Source organism: Buttiauxella cochleicola, assembly GCF_021282435.1.
In the GTDB taxonomy this organism is placed as follows: Bacteria; Pseudomonadota; Gammaproteobacteria; order Enterobacterales; family Enterobacteriaceae; genus Buttiauxella; species Buttiauxella massiliensis.
Map to the genome: position 1 here is coordinate 109,857 of NZ_JAJSOT010000002.1, position 20,429 is coordinate 130,285.

Genomic DNA, 20,429 nt, shown 5'->3' on the forward strand with positions numbered 1-20,429 from the left:
TGTAATAATCACCTCACACAATCGTTAACAGACGATTGTTTTGCCGCCTTAATATGCGGTAAAACTACACTTCGCCCTCTCGCAATACTTCGCGCACCATAATTGGGCACCAATACAGTGCACTGCAACCCGCTTGCAACCATTATTGTGCAATGTTACATATTCACATCCTTGCAAAAACAGTAGCTTGAAAAGCTGGCATGATTTTTCCATGTTGCGGCTTACTGATGCAGGGGATTGCCCCATGGATAAACAAGGAAATGCTATGAAGTCGATTTTGAAAGTTTCACTGGCTGCACTCACCCTGGCTTTTGCGGTTTCTTCCCACGCTGCTGAGAAGCAACTGGTCGTAGCGACCGACACCGCATTCGTTCCTTTCGAATTTAAACAAGGCGACAAGTACGTCGGTTTTGATATCGATTTATGGGATGCGGTAGCAAAAGAATTAAAACTTGATTACACCCTTAAGCCAATGGATTTCAGCGGCATCATTCCTGCGCTGCAGACCAAAAACATTGACCTGGCATTGGCTGGCATCACCATTACCGAAGAACGTAAAAAAGCGATCGAATTCTCTGATGGCTACTACAAAAGCGGCCTGTTAGTGATGGTTAAAGCTGACAACGACTCAGTAAAAAGCGTGAAAGATCTCGATGGTAAAGTGGTTGCGGTTAAGAGCGGCACCGGTTCTGTTGATTACGCGAAAGCCAACATCAAAACTAAAGACCTGCGTCAGTTCCCGAACATCGACAATGCATATATGGAACTGGGTACCAACCGTGCTGATGCAGTACTGCACGACACCCCGAATATCCTGTACTTCATCAAAACTGCAGGCCAGGGCAAGTTCAAAGCTGTTGGCGACTCTCTGGAAGCACAGCAATACGGCATCGCCTTCCCTAAAGGCAGCGATGACCTGCGCGTGAAAGTGAACGGCGCACTGAAAACGTTGAAAGAGAACGGCAAGTACAACGAAATCTACAAAAAATGGTTCGGCACTGAGCCAAAATAATAATTCTAAAGTTTTATGAGTGACTCAGGGGCGACCATTTTCGCCCCTGCTATTTTTGAACCACGGTATAACAACCCAAATAATTCGAGTTGCATCGCGGCGGCAAAAGAGCGAGTCCCGATGAGCTTACATAAGTAAGTGATTATTAGGCCCAGTATGGGCCTAACCCCTTCGGGGCCGCTGCTAGCAGCGTTCAAATCTACTTACGGCAGATTTGTCGGGTGAGTGATTGCAGCCAACAAAGAGGCAGCTTGAAGTATGAAGGGTTAACAATAGGAAAGAATCATGGAGTTCGACTGGAGTGCCATTTGGCCTGCAATCCCGCTTTTGATTGAAGGCGCCAAAATGACTTTGCTGATTTCGGTCATCGGGTTGTTTGGTGGTCTGATAATTGGTCTGGTCGCCGGTTTCGCCCGTACTTACGGCGGCTGGATTGCCAACCACATCGCATTAGTATTTATTGAAGTGATTCGCGGTACGCCGATTGTGGTACAGGTGATGTTTATTTACTTCGCCCTACCAATGGCCTTTAACGACTTGCGCATTGACCCGTTCAGCGCCGCCGTCGTCACCATTATGATTAACTCCGGCGCCTACATTGCGGAAATTACCCGTGGTGCGGTGCTGTCGATTCATAAAGGTTTCCAGGAAGCAGGCCTTGCGTTAGGCCTGTCGAAGCGTGAAACCATTCGCCACGTGATTATGCCGCTGGCGCTGCGCCGTATGCTGCCGCCATTGGGTAACCAGTGGATTATCAGCATTAAAGATACCTCGCTGTTCATCGTTATCGGTGTGGCTGAGCTGACCCGTCAGGGGCAAGAAATCATTGCCGGGAACTTCCGTGCGCTGGAGATCTGGAGCGCCGTTGCGGTCTTCTATCTGATTATTACTTTGGTGCTGAGCTTCGTGCTGCGTCGCCTTGAAAGAAGGATGAAAATCCTATGATTGAATTTAAAAACGTCTCTAAGCACTTTGGTAAAACCCAGGTGCTACATAACATCGACCTCGATATCAAACAGGGCGAAGTGGTTGTCATTATCGGGCCGTCAGGCTCAGGTAAATCTACGCTGCTGCGTTGCATCAACAAACTGGAAGACATCACCAGCGGTGACCTGTTTGTTGATGGCCTGAAGGTCAACGACCCGAAAGTTGATGAGCGCCTGATTCGCCAGGAAGCGGGAATGGTGTTCCAACAGTTCTACCTGTTCCCACACCTGACTGCGCTTGAAAACGTCGCCTTTGGCCCGATTCGTGTGCGTGGCTTAAGCAAAGATGCCGCCGATAAACTGGCGAAAGAGTTGCTGGCAAAAGTGGGCCTCGCAGAGCGTGCACATCACTATCCATCAGAGCTTTCAGGTGGCCAGCAACAACGTGTAGCGATTGCTCGCGCGCTGGCAGTTAAGCCAAAAATGATGCTGTTTGATGAGCCAACCTCAGCCCTTGACCCTGAACTTCGCCACGAAGTGCTGAAGGTTATGCAGGATCTGGCTGAAGAAGGTATGACGATGGTTATCGTGACTCACGAAGTGGGTTTTGCCGCCAAAGTTGCCTCACGCCTGATCTTCATTGATAAAGGCCGTATCGCTGAGGATGGCAATCCGCAAGAGCTGATTGATAACCCGCCAAGCCAGCGCTTGCAGGAATTCTTGCAGCACGTTTCCTGATAACCTGTTGCGCTTATCCCCCTGCGTCAGCTTTGGCGTAGGTCGGATAAGCGCAGCGTCATCCGACACCAGTTCGACGTTCACACCAGATAATTCCTGTTTTCCCGACCACAAACCCCCGCGCTCTATACTTATTCCTTTGTCTGACTTTTCAGTTCGGAGGAACGCCGTGCCGCTACTCTTGCTACTGCTGTGCATGTTTAGCTTTCAAACGCAGGCCGTCACTCTACCGGCTGCGGCTGTTGCCGCGTCTGCTCAACAGAACGCGACCACCCCGCCCGCTGAACCTAACCTTGAAGAAAAAAAGAAAGCCTATTCAGCCCTGGCCGATGTGCTGGACAACTCGCAGTCGCGTGATGAACTGATTGGGCAATTGCGCAAAGTAGCCGCCACACCGCCGCCTGATCCGGTGCCCGCTATCGTTCCACCAGAACAACTGAGTGAAGACAAAACGGTTCTCGAAAATGTGACCGATGTAAGCCGCCACTACGGTGGTGAGCTGGCCCAGCGCTTTGCCCAACTACACCGTAATATTACCGGTGCTCCACACAAGGCCTTCAATCAACAAACTTTTTATAATGCGCTGACGCATTTTACGATGCTCGTCGTAAGCGTTTTTGCCTTTTATCTGTTGATTCGTGCCTGCATGACGCCTGTCTGGACGCGCATGGGCAAATGGGGGCGCAAAAAGAATCGCGACCGGTCGAGTTGGTTTCACCTGCCACTGATGATCATCGGTGCGTTTATCATTGATCTGTTATTGCTGGCGTTGACCATTTTCGTCGGGCAGATCTTTAGCGACATGATGAACGCTGGAAATCGCACTATCGCCCGTCAACAAGGGCTGTTTCTGAATGCTTTTGCGCTGATTGAATTCTTCAAAGCCATCCTGCGTTTAATTTTCTGCCCCCGCTTTCCTGACCTACGCCCATTTCCGGTGCCAGATCAAAGTGCACATTACTGGAATCTTCGCCTTGCGGGGTTAAGCAGCTTGATAGGCTACGGTATTTTGGTTGCGGTACCGATTATTTCTAATCAGGTAAACGTACAGGTAGGAGCGATTGCCAATGTGGTGATTATGCTCTGCATTACCCTTTGGGCTCTGTATCTGATTTTCCACAACAAACGCCAGATTCAGCAAAGTCTGATTCAACTAGCCGACCGCTCAATGGCGTTCTTTAGCCTGTTTATTCGTGCTTTTGCACTGGTCTGGCACTGGCTGGCTAGCGCCTATTTCGTTGTGTTGTTTTTCTTTTCGCTGTTCGACCCGGGCAACAGTCTGAAATGGATGATGGCAGCGTCTGTGCATAGTCTGGCGATTATCGGTATCGCGGCGTTTATCTCGGGCATGTTGTCGCGCTGGCTTGCGAAAACCATCAACCTTTCACCACAGGTGCAGCGCAACTATCCTGAACTGCAAAAACGCCTTAATGGCTGGATCTCCGCCGCCCTGAAAATGGCGCGAATTATGACGGTATGCGTGGCGGTCATGCTGCTACTAAACGCCTGGGGACTGTTTGATATGTGGGCGTGGATTTCCAACGATGCCGGTGAGAAAACTATCGATATTATTATCCGCATCGTGTTAATTCTGCTTTTCTCCGCCATAGGCTGGACTTTACTGGCAAGCCTGATTGAAAACCGCCTGGCGTCAGATATTCATGGCCGACCGATGCCCAGTGCCCGCACCCGTACACTGCTGACACTGTTCCGTAACGCTCTGGCGGTGGTTATCAGCACCATCACTATCATGATTTTGCTTTCAGAGATTGGAGTGAATATCGCCCCATTACTGGCTGGGGCTGGCGCACTGGGTTTAGCCATTAGTTTCGGCGCGCAAACCCTGGTGAAGGACATCATTACTGGCGTCTTTATTCAGTTTGAAAATGGGATGAATACCGGTGACTTAGTCACCATCGGGCCGATTACAGGTTCTGTTGAACGCATGTCAATTCGCTCAGTAGGCGTGCGCCAGGATACCGGGGCTTACCACATCATTCCGTGGTCATCGATTACCACCTTCGCCAACTTTGTGCGAGGTATTGGTTCGTTTGTCGCCAATTATGACGTGGATCGCCAGGAAGATGTTGAAAAAGCAAACCGAATTCTGAAAGAAGCCGTAGATGAACTGATGGAACAGGATGACATTCGCAAGCTGGTGATTGGTGAGCCGTCGTTTGCCGGGATTGTTGGTCTAACCAACCAGGCCTTTACCGTGCGCGTATCATTCACCACACAACCTTTAAAGCAGTGGTCGGTGCGATTTGCATTAGATGGGATGGTGAAGAAACACTTTGATGCGGCAGGGATTCGCCCACCGGTACAAACCGTGCAGGTTATGCAACCCGGCAGCGATGCCACTCAGGCGCTTCAGGAGTCACAGGCAGCAGCGGGAGCACTGCCACCTGCCAATCCCACTATCTGACTATTTGTAACGTGTAGCGGCCCAACGAGCGCGTTGTGCGTCGTTCATAAACGTCCAGGCGATGAAGCGGCTCTGCTTCTGACCCTGGGCCATCTCTTTCTTCACGACTTTCTCAACGCCCGCTTCCTGCAATGCGCGATAAATCAGAGGCAAATTCTCGCCACGAGAAACTAATGAGGTAAACCACTGCACTTGACGGCCAAATTCTTTACTTTCGTTAACCATCTGGGTGACAAAGGCTACTTCACCACCTTCACACCACAACTCTTGTTCACGACCACCAAAGTTCAACGCACCATTTTTATCCTGGCCGAGGTTTACGCGTTTACGTTCGCTACCGCTGCGCGCAGCCTGTGCGGAGTCGTGGAACGGAGGGTTGCAAAGTGTGGCATCAAACATCTCATTTTTATGAATTACACCTGGAAGAATAGCGGTCGGCGTTTTCTGGCGACGCAGACGAATCAGGCGTGACAGCCCTGGATTAGCATCAATAATCGCCGTGGCGCTGCGCATTGCTTCAGGGTCCACATCGGTGCCTGTAAAGCGCCAGCCATATTCATGCTGGCCAATCAGTGGATAAATACAGTTCGCACCAACGCCCACATCCAACACTGAAGCCTGAGATGGCACCACACCGCCGTTACCTTCAGCCAATAAATCGGCCAGATGGTGAATGTAATCAGCACGGCCAGGGACAGGTGGGCAAAGAAAACCGTCTGGAATACTCCACTCTTTCACGCCGTAGAAGTGCGCAAGCAGCGCCCTATTCAGCGCTTTCACCGCCATTGGATCGGCAAAATCAACCGTAGTATCGCCATGCGGGCCAGGGCGTAAAAATGCGCTCAATTCCGGGCTGCTTTGCGTCAGAGCAGGGAAATCATAACGGTTACGATGGCGGTTGCGTGGGTGCAGACCCGGTTTAGTGGTGTCAGGGGTTTTCATTGCGGCTTCTCCTTGTGTGGGCGCGTAAGATACTCTGTGAACCCTGCGGGGTAAATACGCCGCGTGATTTTCGCCTGAGATAAATCAACATAAGGTGCGCTATGTCTAAACGCTATTACTACGAACCTGCCGATGGGCATCGTTTGCCACATGACCCGCTTAACGCCATTATCGGCCCACGCCCTATCGGCTGGATTGCTTCATATAACCAGCAGGGCGCGCGCAATCTTGCACCATATAGTTTCTTTAACTGTTTTAATTATCGTCCACCGATTATCGGTTTCGCCAGCAGCGGCTGGAAAGACAGCGTGCGCAATATCATTGAGACAAAAGAGTTCGTCTGGAATCTCACCACCCGTGAACTGGCTGAACAGATGAATGAAACGTCAGCCTCAATACCCCACGGTGAGGATGAGTTTCTCCGCGCAGGGCTAACTGCCGTTGCAGGACGTAAAGTCAAAGCAAGCCTGGTTGCCGAAAGCCCGGTCAACTTTGAATGCCGCCTGTCGCAATGCATTCAGCTCACAGCTGCCGACGGTACGGCGATTGATACCTGGCTGGTGCTTGGTGAAGTGGTCGCGGTTCATATTGACGAGTCACTGCTAAAAGACGGTATTTACCAGACCGCGCTGGCAAAACCGGTGCTACGAGCGGGTGGGCCATCAGCTTATTACACGATAGATGAGACTCACCGCTTCGATATGATTCGCCCTGACGCGCGATAAAATCAGCAAAATCATGAACCTGTATCTCACTGATCTATAAGTATTTCGTCAAGTTTTGTTGTTCAAAAAATAAGCACAAGTCCATCAGTTTTTTGCGGCTATCGTTTACCACATTGCACCTACACTTTTAGTGTTGATGGTTTTTTAATCATCCCCCAAAAGCAATGAGGATGTGATTATGAAAAAATTTCTGTATTTTTCTGCGGTTGTCACCCTTGCGGCATTACCGTTTGCAACCATGGCAGCCCAGGAATTGTCTGCGGGAAACACCGGTCAGCTTCGCCCCGCAGGAACAGTCACCGTCACCGGTGCAAGCAACCTTGACGATCTACAAACCAAGCTTGGAGAGAAAGCGAAAGAAGAAGGGGCAAAAGGCTTTGTTGTTAACTCAGCTAGCGGTCAGAACAAGATGTTTGGTAGCGCAACTATTTATAAATAGCCCCAACGGGTTATCCCATGGGTATCAATGATAGCGGTTTCCTTTTTTGGAGACCGTTATTTTATTATTTATTATAAATTGCAATCATTCATACAACTTATAAATATAGTAATCCCGAGCTATCTACTCGATTATTCCTTACACTCCACCTCTAATAACCATGTAAATTCGCTTGTGAAATTAAAATCATTTCTAAAATAGAAAAAGAGAGTGAGCGAGGACACAAAAAATAGTAATACCGCGCTGGTTAAATAAAAAATGTGAAGTTGGAACAGTATGGTTATCGGACAAATATCATAAGCTGTTATACAGCAATGTTTGACTCTACTCGTTTCTTAACATTTTTGCAGGGAGCAAAATCCATGAATCTTTTAACTCTACCTCGCCAATTACTTTGCGCCTCACTTATTACACTGTGTGCTACAGGTGCAAATGCTGCAGATAAGATAACCTTAAAACTCGCTCACAACCTGGAACGCAGCCACGTTGTACACCAGGCTTTTGAAGAACTTGCCAAAGAGGTACAACAACTTTCTGACGGCAATATGCGTATTCGTATTTATCCAAGCAGCCAGATGGGAAGTGCCAGAGAAACGCTGGAGCTTTTACAAAATGGCGCACTGGATATGACCAAAGGTTCTGCGAGTGATTTAGAATCTTTCGACAACACTTACGCTATTTATAATTTACCTTACTTATTTAAAGACCAGGCGCATTTTAATCGTGTGGTATTTGGTGAGGTAGGTAAAGAAATTATGGACTCAACAAAAGATAAAGGGTTCTTTGCTATTTCAGCTTATGTTGCAGGCACCCGTAGTTTCTATGCTAAAAAACCTATTACCAAACCTGAAGATTTAAAAGGGCTAAAAATTCGTGTTCAGGCAAGTCCAACCACACTAAAAATGGTTGAACTGATGGGCGGCTCGCCAACTCCTATTTCTTTCGGTGAAGTTTATACCGCCATGCAGCAAGGCGTGGTAGATGGCGCGGAAAATAACGTACCGTCATGGGTTCAGACACGTCATATCGAAATTGCCAAAGTGTTCTCCGAAGATGAACACACCTCCATTCCAGACTTCCTGGTTATTTCGACTAAAACCTGGGCCAAACTCTCGCCCGAGCAGCAACAAATCTTGATTAACGCCGCGAAAAACTCCGAAGCTTACCAGCAAAAACTGTGGGAAAAAGTCGATGCCGATTCGCGTGCCCAGGCTAAAGCAATGGGTGCAACTATCTTGAGCGTTGATAAAGCTCCATTCCGTGCTGCAGTAAAACCGCTTTATGACGACTTTGCTAAAGATCCAAAACAGGCGGCTTTGCTGGCTAAGTTTGAATCCGCTGCTGAGTAATTTAGAGCTGCAAGTTTCAGCGGGTGATAAGTCATCGCCCGCTCGTCCAGGTTAATTTTCAGGTATGTAAACATGATACTTAAGCCCATAAAGCTTGCGGTAGACCGGACTATTGCCACTTTTTCGGTGTTGGTGATGATCGCTCTGGTTCTCTGCGTAGTGTGGCAAGTTTTCAGCCGCTATGTACTAAACCAGCCCAGCACCCTCACCGATGAACTGGCGCGTTTTCTGATGATTTGGGTCGGTCTTTTAGGTGCGTCCTATACCGTTGGCGCACAACGCCATCTGTCCATCGATTTTCTTGCGATGATGCTGCCAGACCATAAAAAGCCGCTGCTCGGCATTCTCATCAACACACTGGTGTTGCTGTTCTCGGGTGCGGTTATCGTCAACGGTGGCTTGAAACTGATTGAAAAAACCTTAGCCACTTCGCAACTCTCAGCAGCGTTACAAATCCCGATGGGATATGTCTACATTGTGCTGCCATTAAGCGGGGCAATTATGATGTTTTACTCGCTCTATTTTATCCTGACCGACGCTCACACTCTGGTCAGCAAGGAAGGGAAATAATGGAAACTTATATCGCCCTCACCTTATTTGGTGCGTTCTTCGTGCTGGTCTTTATCGGCGTTCCGATTTCATTTGCGATTGGCATTGCCACCGTTTCTTCAATGCTGCTGATGTTCCCGTGGGATGTGGCGATTATCACCGTTTCACAACGCCTCGCCAACGGCCTGGATAACTTTGCTCTGCTGGCAATTCCGTTCTTTATCTTTGCCGGAACGCTGATGAACAGCGGCGGCATAGCCATCCGCTTAATCAACCTCGCGCAAATAATGGTTGGGCGCATTCCAGGTTCACTGGGCCACGTTAACGTGCTGGCGAACATGATGTTTGGTTCCATTTCCGGTTCGGCTGTTGCTGCTGCGGCGGCTGTTGGCGGCACGCTTTCGCCGATTCAAAACAAAGAAGGCTATGACCCGGCGTTTTCTACGGCGGTCAACGTCTCATCCTGTATTACCGGATTGCTGATCCCGCCTTCTAACGTGCTGATCGTTTTCTCGCTGACGGCGGGTGGCGTATCGGTAGCCTCATTGTTTATGGCCGGTTATTTGCCGGGCATATTAATGGGCCTGTCAGTCATGTTGGTATGCTGGATTATCTCCAAACGTCGTGGCTATCCGGTATCAGCGCGTCCAACCTGCGCACAAGCAGCCAAAGCGTTTCTCGATGCGCTGCCGAGCTTGTTGTTAGTTATCATCGTTATGGGCGGGATTCTGGGCGGCGTCTTTACCGCGACAGAAGCCTCAGCCATCGCGGTGGTTTACACCTTTGTGCTCTCGGTGCTGATCTACCGCGAAGTGAAATGGCGTGATTTACCAAAGCTGATCCTTGATTCAGTGGTCACAACATCCATTGTTCTGCTGCTGATTGGTTTCTCGGTGGGCATGTCCTGGGCGATGACCAACGCGGATATCCCGTACATGATCAGCGACACGCTGATGGGCATTTCCGATAACCCGCTGGTGATCCTGCTGCTGATCAACATTGTGCTGCTGATTGTCGGCATCTTCATGGATATGACGCCAGCGGTGCTGATCTTCACGCCAATCTTCCTGCCAATTGCGCAAGATTTGGGGATGGACCCGGTTCATTTCGGCATCATGATGGTGGCGAACCTGTGCGTTGGCTTGCTGACCCCGCCGGTAGGTAGCGCGTTGTTTGTCGGTTGCTCCATCACTGGAGTTAAAATCCAGAACCTCATTAAACCGCTGTTACCCTTCTACGCTGCCCTGTTCGTCTCACTGATGATGATTACCTACATCCCGGAAATTTCCCTGTTTATTCCTAAACTTCTGGGATTGATGTAAACCATCGATAAAAAACGGCTTTCGGGCCGTTTTTTATTTTTCACTCTTAAAATAGCGCGCAAGCGATTGCAGGACAGACCAGATGCGTGATGGCAAAAAAAGTAGCAAAAGATGCGAAAAGCGAAGCGGGATCTGTGTCACATAAATAGAGATGATAATTCGCGTGCTAATCATTACTCATTTCAATGAGTTAGCTTAGCTTCAAAAATTTTGAATAAGGTGGTCAATTCTATTCGATTTATTATTCTGCTCAAAAGTGTGACCATAATCACATCGACGGAACAACGTCACTTTAAACAGAATAACCTGCGAGAATTAATTATGAAAACCATCAAATATGCTGTAGCCGCTATCGCCCTGACCACTCTTTCTTTCGGTGCAATGGCTGCACAATCTATCAGCGCTGCTGATGCTCAGAACATGAACAAAATCGGTGTAGTTTCCGCTGATAACGCAACCACTCTGGATGGCCTGGAAGCGCAACTGGCTTCTAAAGCAGAACAAGCTGGCGCAAAAGCGTACTCAATCACTTCTGCTAACACCAACGGAAAAATGAGCGGTACTGCGGTTATCTACAAGTAAGACTGCTGTATTGCCCTGATACACCCTCATTTTGGAGCTCTGCTCCACCCTGTTTGACTCTGTTATGACCCTTGTTGCCCGCGACCATTTATCGCGGGCTTTTTTTTGTCGTTTTTCTGTCAAACAACCATGAATCAGAAGACCTGATTAACGCGGGTTAAACCTTCCTCATATGTCGTAGCTTCACCCGTTGCCACAAGACAACATGCCATTTGTATTTTTAATGACTGCGGTACGGGTTCAACGCCTGCAACGCAACGTTCAATCCAGCGGGCGGTCACTTCCGGGTCTTTTCCAGCAGGCAGCACCACTTCTTCATCGCTGACTTCCGTCTGGCGTTCACTCACTACGCGCGAACCGAGGCTGTCGATAAGCGTAATCTGCGGGCAGCGTTGCGGGTTGGCATACACCTCCCCTTCTGTTCCATGCATCAGCAAGCCACGGCCGCCAATATCGGCAAAGAATTTTGCTACTTTCGGGACATATTCAGGATGGGAAACACTGGCAAGACGTAATGCGGCATCTTCTGCAAATGGGGTCGCCAGTTTGGCAAGTGTATGAGCGCTATTTCGTACACCCATACGCCAGCGCATCGCGAGCTGATCTTCCATCGGAGGGCACAGCGCACTGACAGGAATATAAACCGGGTGATGTAAATCCAGTTTAGCTTGCGCCTGACCCGCATATAACGTTGGTTCAATGCCCATCAGTGTAAAAATGGTTTCCGTTAATACACGCGTTGGATCGTGGCTAACGCCGTGTACTACCACCGGAAATCCAAGGCGATTAAGCAAAATAGCCAGCAATGGCGTGAGGTTCGCCTGTTTGCGCGCGCCATTGTAAGAAGGAATAACAATTGGCATTGGTTTGTTCGCTGGAGGCGTAAGTGTAATCATGTGGTGCTTCATCGCGTCATAGAAACCGAGCATTTCCGCCTCGCCTTCCCCTTTGATGCGCAATGCAATCAGCACTCCACCCAGCTCCAGTTCTGGAACTTCACCTCTGAGCATATGGGCATATAAGCCACGAGCGGTGTCAAAATCCAGATCGCGAGCATGGTTCTTACCGCGCCCGACTTCTTTAATGATCTTACGGTAATCCACTCAGATTCTCCTTTCTATTTCTTGCTCACACGTTTGCGCCGCACCGTCTTTTTCGGCGTGGTATCAATCAGTTTAGCTGCTGGTGCCTCGGGTTGACTGATCGGAAACACCGGTAACGCACCCAATAAACGTTGACCATAATTTTTGGTCAACAGGCGGCGGTCATAAATCACTACCTCACCATAACAGCCATGGCTACGAATTAAACGTCCAACTTGTTGGATAAGATTAAATGAAGCACTGGGTAAACTCTGTACTTCAAAAGGATAGCGTTTCAGGGTTTTTAACCATTCACCCTCAGTGAGCACCACTGGGCTGTCGATAGGCGGGAAAGCGATTTTATGGATGTGTACCTGACTGAGTAAATCACCTTTTAAATCAAGCCCTTCAGCGAAGGATTGTAAACCAACCAGCACGCTGGTTTCGCCCTGCTCAACGCGTTTACGGTGCAGCTCCACCAGTCTGTAACGGGGCATATCCCCTTGCACCAGTAATGTCAGGCGCAAATCGGTGACATGCGTCAGGAATACCTGCATCGCACGGTTGCTGGCAAATAGCACCAGCATGCCTTTGTGTTCGCCTTTCGCCAGTTCAGCGCGGAAAAATGCGGCCATCTCAGCCAGATGCTGGGCTTCATTTTCCATGGTTGGCTCAACGGTTAACTGCGGTATAACCAGCTTGCCCTGTTCAACATGGTTAAATGGCGAATCGAGCGCAATAAAACGATCGCCCGCATCTTCATCCAGCCCGCTCATCTCTTGCAGTCGGTCGAATTTATTCAGCGAGCGCAACGTTGCAGAGGTCACAATCACATGTGGAACGTTGCGCCAGACCAGTTTTTCTAACTGATCGCAAACACGAATGCCCACACAATGGAAATACAGATGTGGCTGCCCTTCGCGGATTTCTCGCGTCACCCACTTCGACACCGGCGCTCCCGATGCCTTTTCCATTGCCGAAAGCCGCCACAGTTTGCTCTGCGTTTCGAAATAGCCTAACGCCCGGTTCATGTGCAGCAGTGAACGGTGCAAACGCACAATATCGTGCGTTCCGGTTTTTTCGCCAAGATCGTTAAGCAAGGCCTCCGACAGGCTGCGCAGCCCTTCCATCAGCTTTGCCAGCCGCTTGCAAATCACCATAATTTCTTCGGGCAGCACGCCCATTTCAAAACGATGCTCGGCCTCTTTTTCGCCCGGCAACCACAATGAAACAATGCTGTTAAATGAGCTGAGCAGCTCAAAAATTTCGTCGCAATGATTGGTCAAACGTTCTGGATTAGTCAGCGGTGGTGGACTTTTTGGGCGGAATTGCGCCATGCAGGTTTCGACCAGTTTGTTGAAGAGATCGAACTGCAAACGGCTATAGCCCGGTGTGACTTCGGCACTCATTTCCAGCGCGTCACGCGCCACATCCGGCAGATGGTGGCCTTCATCTAAAATCAGCAGCAGGTTTTTGGCTTCAGGCAGCACCGCATCACTTTCCATCGCGGCCATCACCAGAGCGTGGTTAGCGACCACCACTTCGGCATCGTCTATTTCACGGCGAGCCACAAAAAACGGGCATTCACGATACCAGTGGCAATTGCGCCCCAGACAACTGGCTTTGTCAGTGCTTAAGCGCCGCCAGAGATCGTCTTCAATATTTTGCGAAGTGTGGTCACGCAACCCGTCCCATTTATAGGCATCAAGATCGGTTTTCAGTTTTACGCAACGCTGCTGTTCATCTTTGCTGGTCGGCGCCATCTCGTCTTCGAGAAAAGCCAGCAAATCGCCCTGTGAGGCGTTGTCTGTTGCCAGAGCGGCAAGATTGCGCGGGCAAACGTAACGCCCACGGCCAAACGCGGCGGTAAATTTCAGATCGGGAATAATTTTGCGCAGCAGCGGCAAATCTTTGCTGAATATTTGATCCTGAAGAGCCACGTTTGCCGTGCTGACCACCAGCGTTTTTTGCTCGCCGCGTGCAATAGCGATACCGGGGATCAGGTATGAAAGCGTTTTCCCCACGCCGGTAGGAGCCTCAATCGCCAGATGACGCCCCGCTTCACCCGCGAGCGTTTTCGCCACTTCGGCAATCATTTGCCGTTGCGGTGGGCGCGGAATAAAGTCCGGGATCTGCTGTTGTAGCGCCTTATACCAGGCGGCGATTTGCTCTTTTTGAGCGGAGGACAAGGCCATAAAAACCACTTTTACTGTATAAACAGCCACTATTGTCCCACTTTTTACCGTGAGGCTGTATTGTTTTTTCTAAGCCCTCTTACCGCTTGCCTTGACTCATGACAAGGCGGCCAGTAGCCGCTCTTCTCTATAATCGAGCCCGTTTATCCACCACTGGTATCAAAAAAATGGATTATCAACTTAATTTAGACTGGCCTGAGTTCTTAGAGAAATACTGGCAAAAAAAGCCGGTCATCTTAAAAAATGCGTTTCCTGATTTTGTCGATCCGATAACCCCGGATGAGTTAGCCGGTCTCGCTATGGAAGCTGAGGTGGATAGCCGACTGGTTAGCCATACCAACGGTCAGTGGCAAGCAGCCAACGGTCCTTTCGAGCATTTTGACAACCTGGGCGAAACCGGTTGGTCATTGCTGGCACAGGCTGTAAACCACTGGCACGCGCCATCTGCTGAACTGGTGCGCCCATTCCGCGTGTTACCAGACTGGCGTTTAGACGACCTGATGATCTCCTTCTCCGTACCTGGTGGCGGTGTTGGTCCACATATCGATCAGTACGATGTGTTTATTATTCAGGGCATGGGTAGCCGTCGCTGGCGCGTGGGTGACAAACTGCCAATGCGCCAGTTCTGCCCACATCCTGCGTTGTTGCATGTTGATCCGTTCGAGCCAATCATTGATCAAGACCTGGAACGTGGAGATATTCTGTATATTCCACCGGGCTTCCCACACGATGGCTTCACTCACGAAACTGCACTCAACTATTCCGTTGGTTTCCGTGGGCCAAATGGCCGCGATTTGATCAGTAGTTTTGCTGATTACGCGTTGGAAAACGATCTGGGTGGCGAGCACTATAGCGATCCTGACTTAACCGTCCGCGAACATCCTGGCAAAGTTGAAGGTTACGAACTTAATCGCCTGCGTGACATGATGATGGAAGTCATCAGCCAGCCAGAAGATTTCAAACAGTGGTTCGGCCGCTTTGTTACCACACCGCGCCACGAACTGGATGTTGCTCCGGCAGAGCCGCCATATCAGCAAGATGAAATCCTTGATGCGTTACTGGGCGGTGAAAGCCTGACTCGTCTGAGCGGTTTACGAGTGCTGAATGTTGACGGTGAGTTCTTCGTGAATAGCGAAGCAATGGAAGTACCTGTTCCGGCAGCAGCGGACGCATTGTGCCGTTACACCACACTTGGTCAAACAGAACTGGGCGACGCGTTAGAGAACCCGGAATTTGTTAACGTGCTGACTGAGCTGGTAAATCAGGGCTACTGGTATTTCGACGACTAAATAGTTCTCCAAAGTTATCGTCACTGACTACAGTTATACGGGGGCTTCCCGGGCAGACAGTGGATTTAACATGGCGCTTTATACCATCGGTGAAGTGGCTGTGCTTTGCGATATTAACCCCGTGACGTTGCGTGCCTGGCAACGACGTTACGGGCTATTAAAACCTCAGCGCACGGATGGCGGGCATCGCTTGTTTGATGATGACGACATCGAACGTATCCGTGAAATCAAACGCTGGATTGAAAACGGCGTTCAGGTCGGCAAGGTGAAAGCCTTATTGGGCGGCGAACTCCAGGATCTGGATAGCGGCTGGCGTGAACGCCAGGAACTGCTGCTCCACCATTTGCAAAGCGGCAGCCCGAACCGATTGCGTACCTGGATGGCTGACATTGGCCGTGATTATCCCGCAGAAACCCTCGTCCATCAGCTTTACACTCCCCTTCGTCGCCGACTGCAATGCCATCAAGTCACATTGAATACTCTACTGAGCCTCCTGGATGGCGCACTGATCAACTACATTGCACTGTGCCTTGCCTCGGCGCGTAAACGCAGCGGCAAAGATGCGTTACTTGTAGGTTGGGACACGCCCGATACCACGCGCTTGTGGATGGCTGCGTGGATGGCAATCCAGCAGGGTTGGCGCATTGATGTGCTGGCCCATCCACTCCATCAATTGCGACCTGAGCTTTTTGCTCAACAAACACTGCTGGTGTGGTGTGGTGATACACCGACCCCCAATCAGCTCGACCAACTGGAGCTTTGGCGCTGTGCAGGACTGCAAATTTTCCCACTAATGAGCAACGGACAGTCGACTGAACGCGCATAAGGCAAAGTTAATAGTTCATTAACAAGCCTGCTTCATCTTATAATCTCCCGCGTAACGTATGGAGCGGACATAAAGATGAAACTAAGTAAAATAGCCTTGGTGGGCGGCATGCTGGTAATGGCTATCGGCGGAATTGGCGGCGTGGTGCTGATGGGTTATATCGTCATCCTTCATAACGCGTGATATAGCGCAAAAGACGCTCAAACAGGCGGTCAATAACAATTGCCGCCATCGCAACCAGCAGAGCCCCCTGAATCACATAGGCGGTGTTAAAACCGCTCAAACCAATGATTATCGGCGAGCCCAGAGTGCTGGCACCAACGGTTGATGCAATCGCCGCAGTCCCAATATTAATAATCACCGAAGTACGGATCCCTGCCAGAATCACCGGTGCTGCCAGTGGCAACTCAACTTTTCTCAACATCTGCCAGCGGCTCATCCCGGCGCCCAATGCAATCTCTTTAGTCGCTTCCGGCACTGAGCCAATTCCAGCCAATGTTCCTTGTAAAATCGGCAGCAAGCCATACAGCACCAGGGCGATAATCGCAGGCTGCTGACCAAACCCCATCACTGGAACCGCAATAGCCAGTACCGCTACCGGAGGAAATGTTTGTCCTGCAGCCGTAATGGTTTCAACCAGTGAACGGAATTCAAGCCCTGCCGGGCGAGTCACAACAACACCCAATCCGACGCCTACGAGAATCGCCACTACGCTTGAAACTCCGACCAGCATGAAGTGTTTTAACGCCAGCGCAATAAAACTGTCTTGCTGATAAAGCGGCCTTTCCAGCTCTGGAAACAGCCAACTGAACAATGCGCTGCTGTATGGCATCAACACCAGCAGTGCCATAAAGAGTGCAATCAGCCAAAGTAGCGGGTCACGTAACAGGCGCATTTTCACCTCGCCGCTCTTCAACACCCACTAAATCACTAAAATGCAGTACGCCACAGGGTTCACCTTGCTGATTAACTACCGGCAACTGTTGGCACTGGCGGTCAACAAACAACGATAGTGCCTCACGCAATGTGATGGTTTCACCGATCGGTTCGCCCTCTAAACGTTCCTGCGTTCGTACGCGATCCGCAACATGGCGCAACGATAGCAACCGCACGCCTGATTCGCTTCGACCAAAGAAGTCGCGCACAAAATCTGTCGCCGGGTGAGTTAACAGCTCCAGCGGCGTACCTTGCTGAACCACCTTTCCCCCGTCCATTAGCACAATGCGGTCAGCAAGCGTCAACGCTTCGTCGATATCATGCGTCACCAGCACGATGGTGCGTCCAAGCAGTTGGTGGATGCGAATAATCTCCTGCTGAAGCGCACCGCGTGTTACCGGGTCCAACGCACCAAACGGCTCATCCATCAGTAACACTTCCGGGTCGGCCGCCAGCGCTCGCGCTACCCCCACACGTTGTTGTTGCCCACCGGAAAGTTGATGTGGGTAACGGTCACGAAATTGCTCAGCTTCCAGACCGAGTAAAGCGAGTAATTCGTCAATACGCGCACTGATACGTGCTTTCGGCCATTTAAGCAGCTGCGGAACGGTGGCAATGTTCTGCGCAACGTTCCAGTGAGGGAAAAGCCCAATAGACTGAATCGCGTACCCCATACGACGGCGTAGCACTTTGGCGTCAAAATTGCGGATCTCTTCTCCGGCAAAGCGAATGCGCCCGGTATCGTGTTCAACCAGGCGATTAATCATTTTAAGCGTGGTGGATTTGCCGGAACCGGATGTGCCAATCAGTACCGTAAACTCGCCTTCCTTGATGTTAAGCGACAAGTCACTCACAGCGGCTTCGCCCTGGAAGAACTTGCTGACATTTTCAAATTCGATCATGGCTGTTTTTCCTCCAGTAATGAGATAAACAGTTTAAAAAGCGCGTCGAGGATGACAGCCAGCGCGATAACCGGGATCACACCAAGCAAGACCAAATCCAGCGCACTACTGAGTAATCCCTGGAATATAATTGCCCCAAACCCACCGGCACCAATTAGCGCTGCAATCACCGTCATACCAATGGTTTGCACGCAAACCACACGCAAGCTACGCAGCAAAACTGGCAACGCCAGCGGTACTTCCGCCCGCCAGAAAATCTGCCAGCGCGACATACCCATGCCCTCAGCACTTTCAATAATATTACGTGGAACATGCTGCAAGCCTGCTACAACACCACGCACCAACGGCAGCAATGCGTATAACACCAGTGCAATGAGTGCCGGAGCCACACCAATCCCGCTCACGCCAAGTGAGCCGAGCCACGGAGCTAACTTAACAAGCCCTGCCAGAGGCGCAATTAACAGCCCGAACAGTGCCACAGACGGTACCGTCTGAATCACATTAAGCACGGAGAACACCGGAGACTGCCAGCCCTGACGGGTGTAGCACAGCACGCCCAGCGGCACGCCAACCATCAGGGCGGGTAGCAAAGTCCCTGCCAATAAAGCCAGATGGCGAGTTAGCGCATCATCAAACACATCCTGGCGGTTGGCATACTCTTTAAGTAGCGAAAGATCGGCAAAGTACCCGCTCCACAGCAGCGCTACCGGTACGATCCAGACCTGCAAATTGAGCAGTAAACGCCATAGCGCATTGGGAGTCAGACGGTTGATGGTATCGGCACAAAGCAGCAGGCACAGAGTTAAAGACAGCCATAGCCCGCTACCGGGAGACGTTCGCGCAAGCGCGTTCCCTTGTTCAGCAAATTGCGAGGCGGTGTGCCCCGTCACCCACAAAATGGCGATAAAAAACAGCTCGCCCGTGATAAGCGTCAGTGTTAATGACAGTCGCCGGGAAGGTGCCAGAGTCAGGCATGCCAGAATAAGTACTGGAAGAGAGAGAATCAGACCAACATGTTCAGGAAGCCGACTAAGCGCGATAGATTCCCCGGAAACCAGGCGGTTAGGCGCAAAGTTGATAAATGGCAGAACTGCGCCCGCTACCACCAGCAAAATCACCAGCAGCAACAGAACGCGATTATGAATTTTGAGCAAACAGACATCCTGTAATTATTGTCTTGCCGGATGGCGCTTGCGCTTATCCGGCCTACTTCAACCTGTAGGGTGGATTAGCGTAAGCAACATCCACCAGAAGATCAGCAACCTACTTCACGAAGCCTTTTTGCTTCAGGTAATCAGCAGCCACTTTTTTGGCATCCAGCCCTTCCACCGCAATGCTGGCGTTAAGCTGTTGCAGTGTTTTCTCATCAAGTGATGCAAACACCGGTTTTAGCCACTCGTCCATCTGCGGATAAGCCTTTAGCACCGCTTCACGTACAACAGGCGTTGGCGCGTAAATTGGCTGCACACCTTTTGGATCGCTCAACGTCTGCAAACCCAGAGCCGCCACCGGGCCATCAGTACCGTAGGCCATTGCCGCATTCACCCCAGAGGTTTGCTGCGCCGCAGCTTTTATGGTCACAGCCGTGTCGCCACCAGCCAGCGAGAGCAGTTGCGGCTGTTCAAGTTTAAAGCCATAGGCTTTTTCAAAGGCAGGAAGCGCATCGGAGCGTTCGATAAATTCAGCGGAAGCCGCAAGTTTGAATTCACCGCCTTTTTTCAAATAAGCGCTGAGATCGTCAAGTGAGGTGAGTTTGTTTTTTTCGGCCAAATCTTTGCGTACTGCGATGGTCCAGGTATTGTTCGCCGGAGCAGGTGTTAACCACACCAGGTGATTCTTTTCGGCATCGAGTTTTTTGACTTTCTCATAGCCCTGCTGCGCATTTTTCCACGCGGCGTCTTTTTCATCTTTGAAGAAGAATGCGCCGTTGCCGGTGTATTCCGGGTAAATATCCAGTTCGCCTGCGGTAATCGCCCCACGCACCACTGGAGTTGTGCCCAACTGCACTTTATTGACGGTTTTCACGCCGTGGCTGTCCAGTACCTGCAAAATGATATTGCCGAGCAACGACCCTTCGGTATCAATCTTCGAGCCGACTTTGACTGGCTCTGCGGCCTGTGCCCCTGCGGCTAATAATGCTAACCCTGCCATGCTCCAACGCGCTGCTAAGTTCATCGTGCTTCCTCGCTG

At 50.4% G+C, this 20,429-nt stretch carries 20 protein-coding genes; 13 read left to right on the forward strand and 7 right to left on the reverse strand.

Annotated elements, in window-relative coordinates; translation table 11 throughout:
* The first annotated feature begins 265 nt into the window (after positions 1 to 265).
* The 4 genes from glnH (at position 266) to ybiO (ending at position 5,101) form a co-directional block, all read left to right on the forward strand.
* Entirely contained in the window at positions 266 to 1,012 is a 747-nt protein-coding gene (glnH, locus tag LVQ77_RS06305) for a glutamine ABC transporter substrate-binding protein GlnH (protein ID WP_151992766.1), read from the forward strand.
* A gap of 285 nt (positions 1,013 to 1,297) precedes the next feature.
* Entirely contained in the window at positions 1,298 to 1,957 is a 660-nt protein-coding gene (glnP, locus tag LVQ77_RS06310; RefSeq protein WP_151992767.1) for a glutamine ABC transporter permease GlnP, read from the forward strand.
* Positions 1,954 to 2,676: a glutamine ABC transporter ATP-binding protein GlnQ gene (glnQ, locus tag LVQ77_RS06315; protein WP_064517349.1), complete on the forward strand. Its 723-nt coding sequence runs from the start codon at positions 1,954 to 1,956 to the stop codon at positions 2,674 to 2,676. Before glnP ends, glnQ begins: the two co-directional genes overlap by 4 nt.
* Positions 2,677 to 2,845: 169 nt before the next feature.
* On the forward strand, positions 2,846 to 5,101 hold the full coding sequence (gene ybiO, locus LVQ77_RS06320) for a mechanosensitive channel protein (protein WP_232865051.1): 2,256 nt from the start codon (positions 2,846 to 2,848) through the stop codon (positions 5,099 to 5,101).
* Here ybiO and rlmF read toward each other — a convergent pair whose 3' ends face one another.
* Positions 5,102 to 6,043, reverse strand: coding sequence for a 23S rRNA (adenine(1618)-N(6))-methyltransferase RlmF (rlmF, locus tag LVQ77_RS06325; protein ID WP_034456477.1), 942 nt, complete (start codon positions 6,041 to 6,043; stop codon positions 5,102 to 5,104). It abuts the gene before it with no gap.
* A 101-nt stretch (positions 6,044 to 6,144) separates the two neighbouring features.
* Here rlmF and LVQ77_RS06330 point away from each other — a divergent pair, with 101 nt between their 5' ends.
* The 6 genes from LVQ77_RS06330 (at position 6,145) to ybiJ (ending at position 11,009) form a co-directional block, all read left to right on the forward strand.
* Positions 6,145 to 6,768 carry a flavin reductase family protein gene (locus LVQ77_RS06330; protein ID WP_232903985.1) on the forward strand — a complete coding sequence of 208 codons (624 nt, stop codon included), beginning with the start codon at positions 6,145 to 6,147 and terminating at the stop codon, positions 6,766 to 6,768.
* Between the two features lie 178 nt (positions 6,769 to 6,946).
* A complete protein-coding gene (gene mcbA / locus LVQ77_RS06335) occupies positions 6,947 to 7,207 on the forward strand; it encodes a DUF1471 family periplasmic protein McbA (protein WP_034456479.1) in 261 nt (86 codons plus the stop codon).
* A gap of 362 nt (positions 7,208 to 7,569) precedes the next feature.
* On the forward strand, positions 7,570 to 8,556 hold the full coding sequence (locus tag LVQ77_RS06340; protein WP_232865054.1) for a TRAP transporter substrate-binding protein: 987 nt from the start codon (positions 7,570 to 7,572) through the stop codon (positions 8,554 to 8,556).
* A gap of 72 nt (positions 8,557 to 8,628) precedes the next feature.
* Positions 8,629 to 9,126, forward strand: a complete 498-nt coding sequence (locus LVQ77_RS06345; RefSeq protein ID WP_232865055.1) for a TRAP transporter small permease — start codon at positions 8,629 to 8,631, stop codon at positions 9,124 to 9,126.
* Positions 9,126 to 10,427 carry a TRAP transporter large permease gene (locus LVQ77_RS06350; protein WP_232865056.1) on the forward strand — a complete coding sequence of 434 codons (1,302 nt, stop codon included), beginning with the start codon at positions 9,126 to 9,128 and terminating at the stop codon, positions 10,425 to 10,427. Before LVQ77_RS06345 ends, LVQ77_RS06350 begins: the two co-directional genes overlap by 1 nt.
* Positions 10,428 to 10,748: 321 nt before the next feature.
* The gene (gene ybiJ / locus LVQ77_RS06355) at positions 10,749 to 11,009 is read left to right on the forward strand and encodes a DUF1471 family protein YbiJ (RefSeq protein WP_120066057.1); all 261 of its coding nucleotides are present in this window, start codon (positions 10,749 to 10,751) and stop codon (positions 11,007 to 11,009) included.
* A gap of 134 nt (positions 11,010 to 11,143) precedes the next feature.
* On the opposite strand, the gene ybiB is transcribed toward ybiJ, so the two are convergent.
* Together ybiB and dinG are read right to left on the reverse strand one after the other, a co-directional pair.
* A complete protein-coding gene (gene ybiB, locus LVQ77_RS06360) occupies positions 11,144 to 12,112 on the reverse strand; it encodes a DNA-binding protein YbiB (RefSeq protein ID WP_232903986.1) in 969 nt (322 codons plus the stop codon).
* Between the two features lie 14 nt (positions 12,113 to 12,126).
* Positions 12,127 to 14,286, reverse strand: a complete 2,160-nt coding sequence (dinG, locus tag LVQ77_RS06365) for an ATP-dependent DNA helicase DinG (RefSeq protein WP_232903987.1) — start codon at positions 14,284 to 14,286, stop codon at positions 12,127 to 12,129.
* A 167-nt stretch (positions 14,287 to 14,453) separates the two neighbouring features.
* On the opposite strand from dinG, the gene LVQ77_RS06370 reads away from it, so the two are divergent.
* The 3 genes from LVQ77_RS06370 (at position 14,454) to LVQ77_RS06380 (ending at position 16,584) form a co-directional block, all read left to right on the forward strand.
* Complete coding sequence (locus LVQ77_RS06370) at positions 14,454 to 15,575, forward strand: ribosomal protein uL16 3-hydroxylase (protein WP_232903988.1); 1,122 nt, start codon at positions 14,454 to 14,456, stop codon at positions 15,573 to 15,575.
* Positions 15,576 to 15,645: 70 nt separating this feature from the next.
* Positions 15,646 to 16,401 carry a MerR family transcriptional regulator gene (locus tag LVQ77_RS06375; RefSeq protein WP_232865059.1) on the forward strand — a complete coding sequence of 252 codons (756 nt, stop codon included), beginning with the start codon at positions 15,646 to 15,648 and terminating at the stop codon, positions 16,399 to 16,401.
* A gap of 75 nt (positions 16,402 to 16,476) precedes the next feature.
* Positions 16,477 to 16,584 carry a YohO family small membrane protein gene (locus LVQ77_RS06380; RefSeq protein WP_232865060.1) on the forward strand — a complete coding sequence of 36 codons (108 nt, stop codon included), beginning with the start codon at positions 16,477 to 16,479 and terminating at the stop codon, positions 16,582 to 16,584.
* Here the strand turns inward: LVQ77_RS06380 and LVQ77_RS06385 are convergent.
* From LVQ77_RS06385 to osmF, 4 genes are all read right to left on the reverse strand, one after another.
* Entirely contained in the window at positions 16,565 to 17,296 is a 732-nt protein-coding gene (locus tag LVQ77_RS06385; protein ID WP_232865061.1) for an ABC transporter permease, read from the reverse strand. The two genes, LVQ77_RS06380 and LVQ77_RS06385, sit on opposite strands and share 20 nt — an antisense overlap.
* Positions 17,280 to 18,239, reverse strand: a complete 960-nt coding sequence (locus LVQ77_RS06390) for an ABC transporter ATP-binding protein (RefSeq protein ID WP_232903989.1) — start codon at positions 18,237 to 18,239, stop codon at positions 17,280 to 17,282. Before LVQ77_RS06390 ends, LVQ77_RS06385 begins: the two co-directional genes overlap by 17 nt.
* Entirely contained in the window at positions 18,236 to 19,393 is a 1,158-nt protein-coding gene (locus tag LVQ77_RS06395) for an ABC transporter permease (protein WP_232903990.1), read from the reverse strand. Before LVQ77_RS06395 ends, LVQ77_RS06390 begins: the two co-directional genes overlap by 4 nt.
* A 109-nt stretch (positions 19,394 to 19,502) precedes the next feature.
* Positions 19,503 to 20,414 carry a glycine betaine ABC transporter substrate-binding protein OsmF gene (gene osmF, locus LVQ77_RS06400; protein WP_232865064.1) on the reverse strand — a complete coding sequence of 304 codons (912 nt, stop codon included), beginning with the start codon at positions 20,412 to 20,414 and terminating at the stop codon, positions 19,503 to 19,505.
* Between the last annotated feature and the right edge of the window lie 15 nt (positions 20,415 to 20,429).